The organism is Rubricella aquisinus (genome assembly GCF_014199445.1).
Classification (GTDB): Bacteria; Pseudomonadota; Alphaproteobacteria; order Rhodobacterales; family Rhodobacteraceae; genus Rubricella; species Rubricella aquisinus.
Genome location: NZ_JACIJS010000002.1, coordinates 54,748 through 72,614, shown reverse-complemented (window position 1 = coordinate 72,614; position 17,867 = coordinate 54,748). Strand labels below are relative to the sequence as shown.

The 17,867-nt window shown below is 60.4% G+C and carries 15 protein-coding genes; 13 read left to right on the top strand and 2 right to left on the bottom strand.

All coding sequences use genetic code 11. The annotated features are described in order from the left end of the window. Positions 1-18: 18 nt before the first annotated feature. The 3 genes from FHS89_RS03515 to FHS89_RS03505 all read left to right on the top strand — a co-directional run bounded on the left by FHS89_RS03515 (position 19) and on the right by FHS89_RS03505 (position 5,620). Complete coding sequence (locus tag FHS89_RS03515; RefSeq protein ID WP_184008603.1) at positions 19-3,327, top strand: transglutaminase family protein; 3,309 nt, start codon at positions 19-21, stop codon at positions 3,325-3,327. A gap of 227 nt (positions 3,328-3,554) precedes the next feature. After that, positions 3,555-4,553, top strand: a complete 999-nt coding sequence (gap, locus tag FHS89_RS03510; RefSeq protein WP_184008601.1) for a type I glyceraldehyde-3-phosphate dehydrogenase — start codon at positions 3,555-3,557, stop codon at positions 4,551-4,553. 455 nt (positions 4,554-5,008) lie between these two features. Continuing rightward, complete coding sequence (locus tag FHS89_RS03505; RefSeq protein WP_184008599.1) at positions 5,009-5,620, top strand: hypothetical protein; 612 nt, start codon at positions 5,009-5,011, stop codon at positions 5,618-5,620. Here FHS89_RS03505 and FHS89_RS03500 read toward each other — a convergent pair. Together FHS89_RS03500 and FHS89_RS03495 are read right to left on the bottom strand one after the other, a co-directional pair. Continuing rightward, positions 5,602-6,483 (bottom strand): amidohydrolase family protein, encoded by an 882-nt coding sequence (locus FHS89_RS03500; RefSeq protein WP_184008597.1) that lies wholly within the window; start codon positions 6,481-6,483, stop codon positions 5,602-5,604. The two genes, FHS89_RS03505 and FHS89_RS03500, sit on opposite strands and share 19 nt — an antisense overlap. After that, the gene (locus FHS89_RS03495) at positions 6,480-7,385 is read right to left on the bottom strand and encodes an ester cyclase (protein WP_184008595.1); all 906 of its coding nucleotides are present in this window, start codon (positions 7,383-7,385) and stop codon (positions 6,480-6,482) included. The genes FHS89_RS03500 and FHS89_RS03495 overlap by 4 nt, the downstream gene beginning before the upstream one ends. A 197-nt stretch (positions 7,386-7,582) precedes the next feature. Between FHS89_RS03495 and FHS89_RS03490 the strand changes: the two genes are divergently transcribed. From FHS89_RS03490 to FHS89_RS03445, 10 genes are all read left to right on the top strand, one after another. Beyond that, positions 7,583-8,635 (top strand): ABC transporter ATP-binding protein, encoded by a 1,053-nt coding sequence (locus FHS89_RS03490; protein WP_184008593.1) that lies wholly within the window; start codon positions 7,583-7,585, stop codon positions 8,633-8,635. A 55-nt stretch (positions 8,636-8,690) separates the two neighbouring features. Next, positions 8,691-9,902: an ABC transporter substrate-binding protein gene (locus FHS89_RS03485; RefSeq protein WP_184008591.1), complete on the top strand. Its 1,212-nt coding sequence runs from the start codon at positions 8,691-8,693 to the stop codon at positions 9,900-9,902. Positions 9,903-9,966: 64 nt separating this feature from the next. Then, entirely contained in the window at positions 9,967-11,472 is a 1,506-nt protein-coding gene (locus FHS89_RS03480; RefSeq protein ID WP_184008589.1) for a GMC family oxidoreductase, read from the top strand. Beyond that, on the top strand, positions 11,469-12,500 hold the full coding sequence (locus FHS89_RS03475; protein ID WP_184008587.1) for a carbohydrate ABC transporter permease: 1,032 nt from the start codon (positions 11,469-11,471) through the stop codon (positions 12,498-12,500). Before FHS89_RS03480 ends, FHS89_RS03475 begins: the two co-directional genes overlap by 4 nt. 12 nt (positions 12,501-12,512) lie before the next feature. Beyond that, a complete protein-coding gene (locus tag FHS89_RS03470) occupies positions 12,513-13,685 on the top strand; it encodes a carbohydrate ABC transporter permease (RefSeq protein ID WP_184008585.1) in 1,173 nt (390 codons plus the stop codon). Between the two features lie 62 nt (positions 13,686-13,747). Then, entirely contained in the window at positions 13,748-14,275 is a 528-nt protein-coding gene (locus FHS89_RS03465) for an ester cyclase (RefSeq protein WP_184008583.1), read from the top strand. A gap of 42 nt (positions 14,276-14,317) precedes the next feature. Further along, complete coding sequence (gene hisD, locus FHS89_RS03460) at positions 14,318-15,643, top strand: histidinol dehydrogenase (RefSeq protein WP_184008581.1); 1,326 nt, start codon at positions 14,318-14,320, stop codon at positions 15,641-15,643. Next, positions 15,640-16,689, top strand: coding sequence for an ester cyclase (locus FHS89_RS03455; RefSeq protein ID WP_184008579.1), 1,050 nt, complete (start codon positions 15,640-15,642; stop codon positions 16,687-16,689). The genes hisD and FHS89_RS03455 overlap by 4 nt, the downstream gene beginning before the upstream one ends. Next, the gene (locus FHS89_RS03450) at positions 16,690-17,112 is read left to right on the top strand and encodes a VOC family protein (protein ID WP_184008577.1); all 423 of its coding nucleotides are present in this window, start codon (positions 16,690-16,692) and stop codon (positions 17,110-17,112) included. Next, positions 17,097-17,867: an SDR family NAD(P)-dependent oxidoreductase gene (locus FHS89_RS03445; RefSeq protein ID WP_221229243.1), complete on the top strand. Its 771-nt coding sequence runs from the start codon at positions 17,097-17,099 to the stop codon at positions 17,865-17,867. The genes FHS89_RS03450 and FHS89_RS03445 overlap by 16 nt, the downstream gene beginning before the upstream one ends.

Genomic DNA, 17,867 nt, shown 5'->3' with positions numbered 1-17,867 from the left:
AAAGGCATTCTTGAGCGTATGAGCATCAAAGTCGCAATCACCCACCGCACGTCCTACAAATACGACAAACCAATCACATTGGCGCCTCACGTCGTGCGGTTGCGCCCCGCACCTCATGCTAGAACGCCGATCACATCCTATTCGTTCCGCGTTTCGCCTGCGGACCATTTCATCAATTGGCAGCAGGACGCATTTGCCAACTGGCAAGCGCGATTGGTTTTCCCCGAGAAAACAGACCACTTGACGGTCGAAGTGGATGTGATTGCTGATCTGATCGCGATCAATCCGTTTGAGTTCTTTTTGGAAGATTCAGCGCAACAGGTGCCCTTCACCTATGACGCAATCACCAAACATGACCTTGCCCCTTATCTGGTCAAGCACAAGGGATATAAGGCGTTTTCCAGCTACCTTGAAAGCGCACCAAAACCCGATGGGCAGGACACGATTCCGTGGCTCGTCGCCCTCAATTCCTACGTCCAGCAGACAATCAATTACACCGTAAGGATGGAGCCGGGCGTGCAAACGCCGGAGGAAACCATCGGCCGCGCCCTCGGCTCCTGCCGCGATTCGGGATGGCTGTTGGTCAATATGCTGCGCGAATTCGGCTACGCCGCACGGTTTGTGTCGGGCTATCTGGTGCAGTTGAAATCCGACATGCAGGCTGTCGATGGCCCGTCCGGCCCGGCTGAGGATTTCACCGATCTGCACGCATGGGCAGAAGTCTACCTGCCCGGCGCGGGCTGGGTCGGGATGGACCCGACCTCTGGCCTCTTTGCGGGTGAAGGGCACATTCCCCTTGCCTGCACGCCAGAGCCGTCCACCGCCGCCGCGATTACCGGGGCGCATGAACCGGCAGAGGTCGAGTTTGATTTCGAGATGAAGGTCGAACGGATCGAGGAGCCGCCCCGCGTCACCCTCCCCGTCACCGCATCGCAATGGAAAGCGATCGACCGCGCGGGCCAAGCTGTCGATAAAAAGCTGAAAGAGGGCGATGTGCGCCTCACTATGGGCGGGGAGCCAACGTTCATCGCGGAATATGACCGCGACGCGCCCGAATGGACCACCGCCGCCGTCGGCCCCACCAAACGCGCCTATGCCGATAAGCTCATCCGCCGCCTGCGCGACCGGTTCGCGCCCGAAGGTGTGCTCCATTACGGTCAGGGCAAATGGTATCCGGGGGAGCAATTGCCGCGCTGGGCCTTTTCCCTCACATGGCGTGGGGATGGCCAGCCGCTGTGGTCGAACCCCGATCTGATCACCAAGGAAGGCGAAGGCAAGGCGACCCATGAGGATGCGGGCGCCTTCATGGCCAAACTTTGCGATGCTCTGGAGATTGATCCAGACCATGCGCACCCCCTTTACGAAGACCCGGCGGAATTTCTCAAACGTGAGGCAGACCTGCCAGCGAATGTGACGCCAGAGGACAGCAAACTCTCTGACCCGCAGGAGCGCGCCCGTCTGGCACGGGTGTTCGATCATGGCTTTGAAAATCCGGTCGCCTATGTCCTGCCGATCCAATTGGCACAGGCAAGGGCCAAGGGGCGGCGGTTCCGCTGGCAGTCGGATAAATGGAAAACCCGCCGCGAAAAGCTGTTCCTGATCCCGGGCGACAGCCCCGCGGGCTTCCGCCTGCCGCTCGGTAGCCTCAAACATCTGCGGGAGGCCCCGCGCCCCTTCCAGCGCGATCCAATGGCCCGCACCGGCCCGTTGCGCCAAACGCGGGAAGCCACGGGCGTTTTCGGCCCCGGTGAGGCGACCTACACCGACCAACCCTCCGATGATTGGCTGGAAGCGAACGCGATCTTTCTGGAGGAGGACGCGCCGGTGCGCACAGCCCTCTCCGTTGAAAGCCGCGATGGAACGCTCTGCGTGTTCCTGCCGCCCACTGGCAGCATTGAGGAATACGAGGATCTGGTCGCCGCCGTGGAGGAAACCGCCGAGGCGCTGGATCAGCCCGTGCATATCGAAGGCTACGAGCCGCCCCGCGATCCACGCGTCAACATCATCCGCGTCACCCCTGATCCGGGTGTGATCGAGGTGAATATCCATCCCGCCCATGATTGGGACGGGCTGAAGGCGATCACCGATGCGCTTTATGAGGAGGCGCGGCAATGCCATCTTGATAGCTCGACCTTCATGGTCGATGGCCGCCCCACCGGCTCCGGCGGGGGCAACCATATCGTTGTGGGGGGGGAAACGCCGGGCGACAGCCCGTTCCTGCGCCGTCCGCATCTGTTGGGCTCGATTATCCGCTATTGGCAGCGGCACCCGAGCCTCAGCTATCTGTTCTCCGGCATGTTCATCGGCCCAACTTCACAGGCCCCGCGCATTGATGAGGCGCGTCACGACAGCCTCTATGAAATGGAAATCGCGCTTAAAGAGCTGGATCGGCTTGGCGACACCCCACCCCATTGGCTGGTGGACCGCTTGTTCCGGCACATGATGGTGGATGTCACGGGCAACACGCACCGGGCGGAGATTTGCATCGACAAGATGTTCAGCCCCGATGGCCCGACCGGCCGCCTTGGCCTTGTCGAATTCCGCGGGTTCGAGATGCCCCCCCATTGGCATATGAGCATGGCGCAGAGCCTCGTGATCCGCGCGCTGATCGCATGGTTCTGGGACACGCCCTACAAGGCTCCGCTAAAACCGATGGGCACCCATCTGCATGACACATACCTCCTGCCCGATTATGTCTGGTCCGATTTCGGGGAGGTGATGGACGATCTGAGCCGCGCGCATGGCTTCCCCTTCGATATCGAATGGTTCCGCGCGCAGTATGATTTCCGTTTCCCCGTCGCCGGAAAGACGAAGGTTGAGGGTATGGAGCTTGAACTGCGCTCCGCCATCGAGCCGTGGAATGTACTGGGGGAGGAAAGCACGGCGGGTGGCACCGCGCGGTTTGTCGACAGCTCCGTCGAGCGGGTGCAGGTCAAACTCACCGATTTCGACCCGACCCGCTATACGTTGTGCTGCAATGGCTATGCCGTGCCCCTTCAGGCGCGCGCGGATGGCAGCCATGTCGCGGGCATCCGCTACCGGTCCTGGCAACCCTGGAGCGCGCTGCACCCCACGATCCCGGCCCATGGCCCACTGCGGCTTGAGCTGTTCGACATTGCCGCTGGGCGCCCCGTGGGTGGCTGCACCTATCACAGCGCCCATCCCGGTGGCCGGTCCCATGAAACACGGCCTGTCAACGCGCTGGAGGCCGAAGGCCGCCGCATCGCACGCTTCTCCCCCGGCGGGCAAAGCCCGGATTTGCGCCAGCCCACCTATGCGGGCGTCCATCCCGCCTTCCCCAAAACGCTGGACCTGAGGCGCCTTTAAGCCCATTAGCCGGGGCGGCCTCCCACCGCCCCGGTTTCTTTTTTCCACAAATACCTCGCCCGCGCGGCGAGCGCGCATCTCTCCTCCTTGGATGACGGTACGGAGCAAAGCGCCGCATCCCCCTGCCCCCACTGGACAGCGGCCCTCAATCCATGTTCAAACGCACGCGACGGAAAACGGACGCCACGTCACATCCGGCGCGGCGCACTAATCGCGAGGGAATTTCCATGGTCACGAAGGTTGCCATCAACGGATTTGGTCGGATCGGGCGCAACGTGCTGCGCGCCATTATCGAAAGCGGGCGCACCGACATTCAGGTCGTCGCCATCAACGATCTTGGCCCCATTGAGACGAATGTTCACCTTCTGAAATATGACAGCGTGCATGGCCGCTTCCCCGCGACCGTGACCATCGACGGCGACAGCTTTGATTGCGGCACCGGCCCGATCCGCGTGACCGCGATCCGCAACCCTGAGGATCTGCCCTGGGGCGATGTGGATGTGGCCATGGAATGCACCGGCATCTTCACCGCGCGTGACAAGGCGGCGGTGCATCTCAAGAACGGCTCCAAGAAGGTGCTGATCTCCGCCCCCGGCGCGGGTGCCGACAAGACCGTCGTTTATGGCGTGAACCATGACGTGCTGACCGCCGAGGACACCGTGGTGTCGAACGCGTCCTGCACCACCAACTGCCTGTCTCCCGTGGTGAAGGTGCTCAACGACACGATCGGGATCAACAAGGGCTTCATGACCACAATCCACTCCTACACCGGCGATCAGCCGACGCTGGATACGATGCACAGCGATCTCTACCGCGCACGCGCCGCGGCCATGTCCATGATCCCGACCTCCACCGGCGCGGCCAAGGCCGTGGGTCTTGTCCTGCCGGAACTCGCGGGCAAGCTTGACGGTGTGGCGATCCGCGTGCCGACCCCGAACGTGTCGGTCGTTGACCTGACCTTTGAGGCCGCCCGCGACACGACCGTGGACGAAATCAACGCGGCGATCCGTGCGGCGGCCGATGGTCCGCTGAAAGGGGTGCTTGGGTATACGGACGAGTCGCTCGTGAGCATTGATTTCAACCACAACCCGCATTCGTCGATCTTCCACATGGATCAGACGAAGGTGATGGAAGGCACGATGTGCCGCATTCTGACATGGTATGACAATGAGTGGGGCTTCTCCAACCGGATGAGCGACACCGCAATCGCGATGGCATCGCTCTAAATCAAAGCCACCTACGCAAGGAAGGCCCGGCGCATCGCGCTGGGCCTTTTTGATTCGTGCGACCTCAAATGAAAATCTCACAAGGTGTCAAATGCCCGCTGGCGGCGAAAAACTGTGCGGAAAATCGCCTTAAGGGTGATAATTCTCCAATTTTTTTTGCAACCCTGATCGTTTTTGCGCGTCCAGAACGATTTCCACATATTGGAAATGATCTGTGCGCCAACCGATCCTAGACTGTGAGGCGAAAGATCAAAGGTTCAACTAACTTTCGAAAGACACTCAAAAACAGTCGAATTGAACACGCGTTTACTTCGACAAAAATCACTCTGGGAATGCGCATTTTAAGGCTAGGATACAGACCCGCACCACAGAATGACCCCAAGTAATCCAGTGACCTCGCAGGAGTTGGAATGTCCCCTTTGAGACACCTTGACGAGACTTGGAAGGCCAAAAACATGGCTCATGAGGGGAAGCCAGCGGTGACGCTTCATTTCACCGTGTCGCCGGGCGATGCGCCGCATTTGACCGACGTGATTTGCCTGCTGAATGAAACCTCCGCAGAGATCACGCTTGGCGAAGGGCATCCGGCGGAATTGGCGGCGGAGGTGGTGTCCGCCCTCGCGCCCCATCTTGATATGGCCAAGGCGAGGACGAATTATCAGGTGCGCGATTTCCGGCTCGACCTTGGTGCATTTTGGCTGGACGGGCTGAGCATTCAGGCGGAGCGGTCGACCGTGACGGTCTCCTTCCGGTATGCAGGCGGCAATCCGCTGGCCATTTTCGCGCCGATTAATGGTGCACGGGAAAGTGCGATCCATGATCTGGCGCGCGCGGTTGATGATGCGATTGAGCGGCTCTATGTCCCCTTGGTCAATCTCGACACTGCGCTTGATGCCGTGATGGATGTGGCGGATGAGGCGGAGATCATGCGGCTCCACCGCGAAATCCTCAGCCTCAAATCTGATATTGAAGCCGCGAAATTCGGCTTTGAACGCGCGTTGCGCGACGGCACCGGCGACCGGCTGCGCAAGATCACGCTCGAAGCGCGTCACGATCCCAAACCATAAAAGCCGCGCGCCGTGTCGCCCATGATCGCCTGCCGCTCTGTCGGGGTCAGGCCACGCGTCAGTGTGTCATACGCCTCCCAAATTGCCGTGTAGCTGGAATAAAGGCTGTCCACCGGGAAATTCGATCCGACCATGACACGCGCCGCGCCGAACTGATCCAATACGGTGGACACAATCGGGCGGATGCTGTCTTGCGTCCAATCATGGTCAAACATGCCAAGCCCAGACAGTTTGCAAAACGTGTTGGGCCGCGCCGATAACGCGCAAAGCGCCTCCGCCCATTGGGCAAGACCCTGCTGGCTGCGATCATGGGGGGAGCCGGCATGACACAGCACAACGTTGAGATCCGCCACCTGCCCCAAAACATGCGCCATGGCGGCGTATTGCTCGGGTATCAATTGCAAATCGAAAGACAGACCACGCGTGGCAACGGCGCGTAGCCCTTCCAGAAACCTCGGGTCGGAGACAAGCGCGCCCGTCCCGGTCACCTGATCCTCCCCCGGGGCGCGGCCAACGATCTGGCGCACGCCGCGCACGCTTTTCAAACTCTGCAAACGATCGAGCGCCGCGTCCCGATCATCCGCGGTCAAATCGCAAAACGCGACCTGTGCTGCGGGAAACGCACCATCCTGTTGTGCGACCTGATCGACCCATATTGCTTCCGCCCACGGGTCCGCGGCGCCGACCTGAATATGGACCGACGCCGTGATCCCCACCGCTTCGGCATTCTGCCGATGCTCCGCGACGAGGTAATTCCGCTGGATCGGTGCTGGATTGCCGAAAAACCGCTCAACCCCTTCGGCCTCCAGCCACGGATAGGAGACCGCGTTCAAATCCCATAGGTGATGGTGCGCGTCGATCATCGCCCGGCGATCTCCTGATGTTTGGCGATCAGGTCCACCCCCATGAACTCAAAGAGTTGCACATAATCCAGCAGCACCCAATTCTCCATGATCTGCCCGTTTTCGCAGCGCCACAGGTCCATCACCCGCAGGCTCATCTTTTTGTTGGTCGCAGGGACGCCAAGATAGGGGCCAGCATGGGTCATGGTCATCGACGGCCATCCGCCAGAGGCCACGAAATCCCCATCCCCAATACGGCAGAAATGATTGCCGCCCTTCCGGTCGGGAAACGCCGTAAGGAAGGCGACCCGGTGGAATTTATCAAACCCCGGATAGGTATGGTTCGATCCGATCCCCGCCGGGCCATACCAGAGCATCTGCTCATGCCAATAGCCGCCCGTCCCCGTCTGCCCGGTGGAGGAGAAATTCTCGGGGTCATAGACATGCAAATCCGCCAGCATATTCCAGACAAGCTGGGCGGAGGCGTCCGACCGCTCCGGCGCGTTGGGCAATACCCCGTCATGGGTCGCGGGCGCGGGAAACAGCATCTCCGTGCCGAGCATTTCGGGGATCGGCATCGCGCCGACCTGTCGCATCAAATCGGGCAGGTCGATGATGATCTTGGCCTCAGCGATTTTGCCCGCTTCGATCCGGTAATATTCGCCATAGCGCAGGAACACGAGCTTGCCATTTGGCACCACGCCAAAGAGCGGCGCGTTGAAATTCCCGACATAGTGACCGAGCGAGGCAACCCAGTTGCCCTGCCCCATCCATGTTGCCCCACCGATGAAGATATCGTCGCGCCGCATCGCCATGCCAAGTGCTGCCCGAATCGGGCGTAACAGCCCTTCTGCGACCTCCGCTGCACCGGTCAGTTGGTTGACCGGATGGAAGCAATCCCAGACGGTGTCCGGCGTGACCATATTGGCCAGTGCTGATTCAAGATCTTCGGTACGCGTTTTGGATAGCGCAACAAGCTCTTGATAAATATGATCTCTTTGAGAGGGCGTCATCGTCTGGTTCCCGAATTTGGCGCAAGATCGCCGTAAAATTAAAACTTGCACGAACATTGAAACCACGACTAACTTGATTTTGCAATCGTATGCAAAACGAGGATTCCATGGCCGAGATCAAGTTAGCCAATATCACGAAACGCTGGGGATCCTTTGTCGGAGTGCAGAGTTTTGACCTCACGATTGAGGATAAGGAATTCCTCGTTCTGCTGGGCCCATCGGGCTGCGGAAAAACCACAACGATGCGCATGATCGCCGGGCTGGAAGACCCGACCGAAGGCGAAATCCATATCGGTGACCGGGTGGTCAACGACCTTGACCCGAAGGACCGCGATGTCGCGATGGTGTTCCAGTCCTATGGCCTTTATCCGAATATGGATGTCTATGAGAACATCCGCTTTCCGCTGAAAGTGCGTAAGGTTGAGGGTGACCATGACGCGATGGTGCGCCGCGCAGCGGAAATGGTCGAGTTGACCGAATTCCTGCACCGCAAACCTGCGGCCCTGTCGGGGGGGCAGCGGCAGCGTGTGGCGCTTGCCCGCGCGATTGTGCGTCAGCCGCAAGTGTTCTTGATGGATGAACCCCTGTCGAACCTAGATGCGAAATTGCGCGTCTCCACCCGCGCGCAGCTCAAAAACCTCAGCCATGAATTGCAGGTCACCACGATCTACGTCACCCATGACCAGATTGAGGCGATGACCCTCGCGGACCGCGTCGTGGTGATGGAAAAAGGGATCGTGCAGCAGGTCGGCACGCCGACGGAGATTTACGACAACCCCGCCAATACGTTCGTCGCGAGCTTCATCGGCAGCCCCGCCATGAACCTGATGGAAGGCCAGATCGAGGGCGGCGTTTTCCGCTGCGATCATGTGGAGATTGGCGGGCTCGATACCGCCCATTCCGGCCCAGCGATCCTTGGTTTTCGGGCGGAGGACGCAGCCGTCGCACCCGATGGCGCGGGCCAGATTACGGCACCGATCTATTCGCTCGAATTGCTGGGCGATGCGGTCATGGTGACGGTGCGCACAGGCGGCGCACTGGTCGCCGTCAAGGCAGACAAGGACTACCGGGCCAATATCGGTGATCCGGTCAGCTTCAGCGTTCCTGCAAGCATCTGCCACCTTTTCGATCAGGGCAGCGGCGAAAGACTGGCGCGCTGATCACCCCTACCCCGCCCAACAGGCGGATCAAGACAACCAACCGGGAGACGACCAAATGAAACTACGATCTTTTGCACTTGCGGCTGCGATGGCCGTGATTGGCACCGGGGCTTATGCCGATTGTGCTTTTGAGAACACCACGACCGTCAAGTCGCTGACCGCAGGCTTTGAAGCGTGGAAAGCGGTGACAGACGCGATGGCCGAATGCGGCAATGTCGAAGCAGAGCTTGATCAGGAATTCCGCCAGAAACAGCCAGAAGCCTTTGCCGCAAACCCGTCGCTTTATCACATCGGCGGCGTGGCGAACTCGACCATGGTGCCGCTGCTGAACGCAGGCACGATCCGCCCGCTTGATGATCTTGTGGCGCAGTATGGCCAGGACTTGAGCCCGAACCAGTTGATCCGTGTGGATGGGCAGATCTACGCGATTGCCATGATGGTGAACGCGCAGCATCTGATGTATCGCGCCGACATTCTGGCCGAGCATAACCTCGACGTGCCGACCACATGGGACGAGGTACTTGAGACAGCGGAATATCTGCGCTCTGTCGACGCGGTGGAATATCCGCTTGGCGCGACGATGAAGACGGGCTGGAACCTCGCGCAGGATTTCGTGAACATGTATCTCGGCCATGGCGGCACGTTCTTCGTCAACGGCGTGGAGCCGAACGTGAACAACGAAGCCGGCATGGGCGCGCTTGAGATGATGAAAGCGATGACCGCGTATATGGACCCTGAATACCTCGTGTCCGACTCCACCTATGTTCAGCAGCAGTTCCAGCAGGGAAAGATCGCCATGGCGAACCTCTGGGCGTCGCGCGCGGGTGCGATGGATGATGCGGCGGAAAGCTCCGTCGTGGGCCTCGTGGAAATGGCGGCCGCTCCCGTGGCTGTCGCGGGTCAGGCACCGGCGTCCACCCTGTGGTGGGACGGTATCGTGATCGCCTCCAACATCTCCGATGAGGAAGCGGCTGCCGCGTTCCAAGTCGCTCTTGAGGGCATGGACAGCGACATGGTGCAGGCTAACAACGATGCAGCCGTGTGGCTCATCGACGGCTACACACCCGGCCGCCTTGCGCAAGGCGCGATCGCCACTGCCGTCGCAGGCACCCCGCCCTATCCGGCGTCCACGCAGATGGGCCTGATGCACACGGCACTTGGCAACAACGTCGCGGATTTCCTGACCGGGGCAAAAGACGCCACCGCCACGTTGGAAGCGATTGAGGCGGATTACATGACCGCCGCGAAAGAAGCGGGCCTCCTCTAAGGCCATGACACGCGGGGTGGCGCGGGTTTCGCGCCGCCCCTTTCCCCTCCTTGGATCGGACCCAATGAACCAGACCTTCGACATCATCGTGATCGGCGCCGGATCGGCAGGATGTGCAGTCACTGCACGACTTGCACGCGACACCAGCGCCACGGTCTGTGTGCTGGAAGCTGGTCCATCGGATGCGACCCTCGCCGTCAAGATCCCCTTTGGCTTGATCCATCTCATGGGTCACCCGACCCGCGATTGGCGGCGCGAAACGCTCCCGATGACAGGCGTGAACGGTCGCCGTGTGAAGGTGCCGCGCGGGCGGATGCTTGGTGGGTCCGGCTCAATCAATTCGATGGTGTGGTTTCGTGGCAGGCGAGCCGATTACACGGCATGGCAACAACCGGGCTGGGATGCGGATACCGTTTGGTCGGCGTTCTCCGACGTTGAGGAAGCGATCCGTCCCGCTCCGCTGCCCGATCCTCACCCTCTCTCCACCGCATTCGGAGCAAGCATAGGCGGCGCACTGACACCAGAGACGGTCAGCAGCGGCGTGTTCACCACCAATATGCGGCACGGGCAGCGGTTCAGCGCCGCAGATGGATTTTTGCGACCTGCTTGTAAGACGGGCCGGGTTGAGGTGGTCACGAACGCGCAAGTTGCAACGTTGAGGGTTGCCAATGGCCGCGCCCATGCCGTCACACTCATCGACGGACGTGAGATCAACGCGCGCGCAGGGATCGTGGTGAGCGCAGGAGCGATTGAAAGCCCTGCGATACTCCTTCGGTCCGGCATTGGACCCGCGACAGAGCTGGCGCGGCTCGGGATTGCTATCACTGCCGACGTTCAGGAAGTTGGGGCAAACCTTCACGATCACCCCGCTGTTCCGTTGCACCATGCCGGAGACGCCGGGGGTTACGGTCTCACCTTGTCGGACCTGCCCGGATGGGCGCTGGCACCAGCCCGCTATGTGATCAGCCGCAAAGGACGCTTGTCGTCGAACATGGTTGAGGCAGGCGCGTTCCTGTCCAGCGACGGCGGTGATGAACCCGATCTTCAGGTCCATTTCATCCCGGCAAAACTGGGCTGGCAAGGAAAGATGGTCGTGCCGGGCAAGGGATACACTGCCGATGTCGCTGTATGCCGCCCCAAATCGCGCGGACGCCTGAGCCTTACATCGGCTGACCCGCGCGAGGCACCGGCAATCGACCTTGGCCTGTTTAAGGACGAGAGCGACCTTTTGACGTTGGAGCGGGGGGTGACGCGGCTTCGGGACCTTCTGGACAAACCATGCTTGTCCGCGTGGCGTGCGCCAGAAGCGTTCCCGGGCCGCGACACGCAGGGGGCATCATTGCGGGACCATATCCGCAACCGCGCTGGCACGTCATACCACCCGGTCGGCAGCGTCGGCATGGGGCGCGCGGTCGATCATCGGCTTGCCGTGCATGGCGTCCGCAATCTGTGGGTCGCCGATGCGTCCGTGATGCCGAGCATCACATCGGCGAACACCAACGCGCCCGCCATGATGATTGGTTGGCACGGCGCTGGATTTATTTCTGAAGATATCAGGAGAACCGCATGAAAACGAAAACATTTATCATGTTTGTCGGACCGTCGGTCTTTCTGATGTTCCTGTTCATCGCGGCCCCATTGGTCAGCGTGTTTCTCCAGTCCTTTCAGGTCACGCAGGGCGTCTTTGAGGAGGTGATTGAGACGAAATGCACCCCCGGCTTCCCAGCGCAAATCTGTACCGAGGAAGCGAGCGTGCGCCGTGTGCTCGACGATGATGGAAACCCGGTGTCGCAAACCAGTTGGGTCGGGCTGGATACCTATCGCACCGTGTTGGACCCCGACGCCGTATCGGCCGCGTTCGATGAGGGCGGCTCCGGCTGGTCGCAATTGATGACCATTGATTTCTATAAGGCGCTGCGGTTCACGCTGACCTTTACCCTGATTACATTGCCCCTCGTCATTGGCACCGGGCTTGCCATCGCGCTGGCGGTCAATCGCTGCGTTGAGAGCCTCAAGGGGCCGGTGATCTTTGTCTCGCTGTTGCCGTTCATCATCACGCCCGTGATCGGCGCATTGTCGATCCGCTGGCTGTTCATCGGGGACGGGATCATGACCGCTTTGTTGGAAAACTGGACCGGGCAGGACATTGCCATGTTCGCGCAGGGCTGGACGATTGAGCTTTTGATGCTGTTCTACCGCGTATGGCACGTGGCACCTTTTGCCTTCGTCATTTTCTACGCCGCCTTGCAGACAGTGAACCAAGATACGCTTGAGAGTGCGATCATCGACGGGGCGAGCCGCTGGCAGCGCCTGAAATACGTCGTCATCCCGCATCTAATGCCGCTCATCATCTTTGTGGCACTCATTCACCTGATGGATTGCTACCGCGTGTTTGAAGAGATCATCGGCTTTAGCTCACAGGCGCATGTGATCTCCCTCCAGTGGCTCACATTCGACTATCTGACGCCCGATGACAGTGGAAACCGTGCGATTTCGCGCGCCGCTGCAAACTCCATGCTCACGATGATCGGCATTGTGATCCTTCTGATCCCGCTTCTGCGTCGTACCTATCGCGACCACAAGAACAGCTCTCATTAAGGAGGCCCACGCATGTCACAGGCAAAAGTGTTTCAGGCAAGCACGGGGCTGAAGGTCACGGTCGCAGTGTTCCTGCTGTTCTGGCTGGTTGTCGCCGCCTTCCCGCTGTTCTGGGTGCTGGTGATGAGTTTCAAGCTGCCGGTGGATGCGTTCTCCGCCAGCCCGCTGGCCGTGATCACAGGGCCAGAGACATTGGCGGAGAAGGGCGGCATCAGCATTCTCGATATGCTTTTGGGGGCTGTTGCCTTCTATCTGGTCTATCAGGCGGTGTCCCATTGGACGCGCGGCGTGGCGGAGCGGGTGGGGTTTGGCTTCACCCCCATCGGCTGGATCCTCGGCTCACTCATCATGGGGGCGGCGGGGCTGTTCGTGTTCGTCATCATCCTGCCGATCGTGACAGGGGCGGTGAATTGGGCCTTCGGGCTGATCCCGGGCCTGAGCCTGCTGGCACAGCCCGTTATTGGCATCACGCTTGATCATTATATCGCGGTCTGGTTCGAGAATGAGTTTTACCGCAACTTCCTCAATTCCATGACGGTGACGGCGGGGGTTGTGCTGATCTCCCTCACAGTGGGGACGTTGGCGGGCTATGGGCTTGCGCGCACACCGTCATCGCTGGCGTTTTGGCTGTTGATCATGGCGCTGATTTTCCGCGCTCTGCCACATTCGGTATTGGTGACTGGCTATCTGCCGCCCTTCATCAACAGCCGGGAGATTTTGGAGCCGTTCCTTGGCGACGCGGCCCCGACGCTTTACGGGCAGCCCTTGGCGGTGATCGTCGTGCTGGTGTCGATCAACCAGCCCTTCACGATCTGGATGCTGCGCAGCTTTTTCCAGAACATCCCAGCGGAACTGGATGAGGCCGCACGGGTCGATGGCTGCGGCCACTTCGAGGCGTTCTGGCGCGTCATCATGCCGGTGATGTGGCCCGGCGTGATCACTACCGGGCTGTTCAGCTTCCTGCTGGCCTATAACGATTATCTGGTGACGGCGCTGCTGCTGGATGCTCAGAACCAGACGATGGTTCCTGCAATCACTCAGTATTTCAACCGGGAGACAACGACGACCGATCAGGTCGAGGCCGTCGCCGCCGCCGTGTCGATCACAGCGCCCCTGTTCCTGTTGGTGATGGTGTTCCAACGCCAGATCGTCAGCGGCCTCACGGCAGGCGCGGTCAAAGGATAACAGCATCGCCCCTTATGGGGCTTTGCTTCGCAGTGTTTTGCATACGTAGTCAAGGATTGAACATGAAAGGCGCACGACCCGAGCAGGCGGTCCTCACCCGTGACACGGATATGAGCAAGACCGCGCAAACCCGCGCGGTGATCGAGGCCATGGTGGATGGCCTCAATGATCACCGGATCGCGGATATCGGGGAGTTTTTCTCAGAGACGTTCCGCTGGATGGGCAACACAGGCTGCGGCACCAAACAGGGCATCCGCGCATTTCAGGACAATTGGCAAAAGCCGTTTCAGGCCGCATTCGGCGATAAGGTCTGCGTGGATGAAGCACGCCTTTACATGGGCGAATGGGCCGCCGCGTTTGGCCGGCAGGAAGCCACCCATCACGGCGTTTTCATGGGCATTCCGGCAACAGGCAAGCGGGTGGAAATCCGCTACATGGATTTCTGGAAAGTCGTCGATGGCAAGATTGTGGACAATTGGGTGATGGTCGATTTTCCCCATGTCCTCTCACAACTCGGGGTCGATGTGTTTGGCGGCGAAGGGTGGGAAGCCTTCGACACCGGCACGAAAACCCCGCCCTCCCCCGCATAAAAATACGCGCAACCGCGCCCGAATACCGAAAGAGGAAAAGACATGGCTGAGTGGCTCAAGACAGCAAAATCCGCGACCGAACGCGCTGAGGATGACGCAAAAACCCGCGCGACGGTGGAAACGCTCCTGAAAGATATCGAGGAGCGCGGCGATGCGGTCGTCCGCGAATTGTCCGAGAAGTTCGACAAATACTCCCCCGCGTCTTTCAAGCTGTCGCAGGCGGAGATTGACGACCTGATCGCCCAGCTTTCCGATCAGGAGCTTCACGACATCAAATTTGCACAAGAGCAGGTGCGCAATTTCGCGCAAGCCCAACGCGACTCGATGCTCGATATCGAAGTGGAGCCGATGCCCGGCGTGATCCTTGGGCACAAGAACATCCCCGTGCAATCCGTGGGCTGTTATGTGCCGGGGGGGAAGTTTCCGATGGTCGCCAGCGCGCATATGTCCGTCGCCACGGCCTCTGTCGCCGGGGTGCCGCGCATTGTGGCCGCGACCCCACCCTTTCAGGGCAAACCTAATCCCGGCGTGATCGCGGCGATGCATCTGGGGGGCGCGCATGAGATTTACGTCATGGGCGGCATTCAGGCCGTGGGCGCAATGGCCATCGGCACCGAAACCATTGAGCCTGTGCACATGATCGTCGGCCCCGGCAACGCGTTCGTGGCGGAGGCCAAACGCCAGTTGTTTGGCCGCGTCGGGATCGACCTGTTCGCTGGTCCAACCGAAACCATGGTCATCGCGGATGACACGGTGGATGCAGAACTCTGCGCGACCGATCTTCTGGGTCAGGCGGAGCACGGCTATAACTCCCCCTGCGTCCTGCTGACCAACTCCCGCAAACTCGCGGAAGAAACGATGGCGGAGATTGAGCGCATCCTCAAAATCCTCCCCACCGCCGACACCGCGCGTGTGTCATGGGAGGAATATGGCGAAGTCATCGTGGCCGAAGATTACGACGAAATGCTCAAGATCGCGGATGATATCGCATCCGAGCATGTGCAGGTGATGACCGACCGGGATGATTGGTTCCTTGAGCATATGACATGCTATGGCGCGCTGTTCCTTGGCCCCCGCACCAATGTCGCGAATGGGGACAAGGTGATCGGCACCAACCACACGCTGCCCACGAAAAAGGCCGGGCGCTATACCGGTGGCCTTTGGGTCGGGAAATTCCTCAAAACCCATTCCTATCAGAAGGTGACCACGGATGAGGCCGCTGCCATGATCGGTGAGTATGGCTCGCGCCTGTGTATGCTTGAAGGCTTCGTCGGTCATGCGGAGCAGTGTAACATTCGCGTGCGCCGCTATGGCGGCCGGAATGTCCCCTATGGCACGGGGGCGGAGCCGCAAAAGGCAGCGGAATGACCGACCGGCACACCCAGCATAAGGCGCTGATCGCGCCCTATCGCGCGGCGCAATACGATTTCCCGGACGGGGGCGTGCGCGGCGCGATGGGGGCAATTTTCGCACCCGACGCGCTGATCCAACTGGCCCATCCTTTCGGGACGATGAGGGGGGCAGAGGCGTTCTATGACGCGGCCTATGCCCCTCTGTTGCAAGCCTTCCCCGATCTGGAGCGGCGCGATCATATCGTGATGGCTGGCACCACGCCCGAAGGGGCGGATTGGGTTGGATGCGGCGGGTATTATACCGGCACCTTCGCAGCCCCTTTCCTCGATATCCCCGCCACGCAGCATCAGGCGGCGATGCGGTTTCACGAATTCTATCGGTTCGAGAATGGCAAAATCGTCGAATTTCAGGGGTTGTGGGATATTCCTGAATTGATGATGCAAGCGGGCGCGTGGCCGATGGCACCCTCCTTGGGCCGCGAATGGCATGTGCCTGGCCCTGCCACCTGCGACGGGCTGGTCCCCGGCCCGCATGATGCAGCGCAAAGTCAGATCACCTGCCAGCACATCATCGACATGCTGACCGCGATGAAACGCCACCCGTCCCAAGGGGGGCCGGAGGTGATGGAGATGCCGAAATACTGGCACGAGCGGATGAGCTGGTATGGCCCCAGCGGCATCGGCACCGGGCGCGGCATCGACGGGTTTCGCAAATGGCACCAGATCCCGTTCCTCGCCGGGATGCCGGATCGCGGGCAATATGTGGAGGACATCACCTACCACTTCTTCGGGGATCGCAATTACGCCGCCGTCACAGGCTGGCCCGACATGATCCAATCCATCACCCATGACGGCTGGCTCGGTATTCCGCCGGTGAACAAGAAAATCACCATGCGCAGCCTCGATTTCTGGCGCTTGGAAAACGGAAAAATCCGCGAAAACTGGGTGATGGTGGACCTTCTGGATATGTATGATCAGATCGGTGTGGACGTGTTCCGCCGCCTGCGCGATTTCAACAAGGCACGCGCAGGGTTTGATCCTGATACCGGAAAGGCGCTGTAAATGGACCAACGCGTAAGCCTGATAACCCTTGGCACAGATGATTTGGCGCGGGGGCGCGCGTTCTACGAATCCCTCGGCTGGCAGGTCGTCAGCACGGAGGACGGGATCGTCGCCTTTGACCTGATCGGTCAGGCCATTGGCCTCTATCCCCGTGACGCCTTGGCCAAGGATGTGGGCCTGCCGATCACGCCGGGGTTCAGCGGCATGACCCTATCGCACAACGTCCCCACGAAAGAGGATGTGGCCGCGATCACTGACCAAGCGCGCGTCGCCGGGGCGACGATCCTGCGCGAACCGCATGACGTGTTCTGGGGTGGGCATATCGCCTATTTCAGCGACCCTGACGGGCATGTCTGGGAGGTCGCGCACAATCCCTACTCCACCCTTGGACCGAATGGAGAGTTCAAATGGAACGGTCACTGACCCTGCCCCGCACCCCATCCTTCCGCCTTGATGGCAAGCGCGCGCTCGTGACGGGTGGCTCGCGTGGGATCGGGCTGGGATGCTCCGTGGCCCTCGCCGAACAGGGGGCTGCGGTGACGGTCGCCGCCCGCTCCGCAGGTGAGGTCGAGGCCGCCGTGGACGCATTGCGCGCTGAAGGCTGGACGGCAGATGGGCTGATCCTTGATATGACCGATATCGGTGCGCTCACCACGGCCTTTGCCACCCCGTTCGACGTGGTGGTCAATTCCGCGGGCCTCGCGCGCCATTCCCCGGCAACTGAGACGACCGAAGCCGATTTTGATGCGGTGATGAACGTCAACGTGCGTGCAGCCTACTTCCTTAGCCAGCAGGCGGCAAAAGCACTGATCGCGGCGGGCAAGACCGGCTCGATCATCCATATCTCAAGCCAGATGGGCCATACAGGCGGCGTGGACCGCGCGGTCTATTGCGCATCGAAACACGCGGTGGAGGGCATGGTGAAATCCATGGCGCAGGAGTTCGGGCCGCATAACATTCGGATCAACACGGTCTGCCCGACCTTCATCCGAACGCCCCTCACAGAAACAACCTTTTCAAACCCGGAGCGTGTCGCCTGGATCCGCTCCAAGATCAAACTCGACCGTTTCGGTGAGGTGGAGGACATCATGGGCGCGGTCGCGTTCCTTGCCTCCGACGCATCCGCAATGGTGACCGGCACGGCCCTGATGGTCGATGGCGGCTGGACAACTGGATAA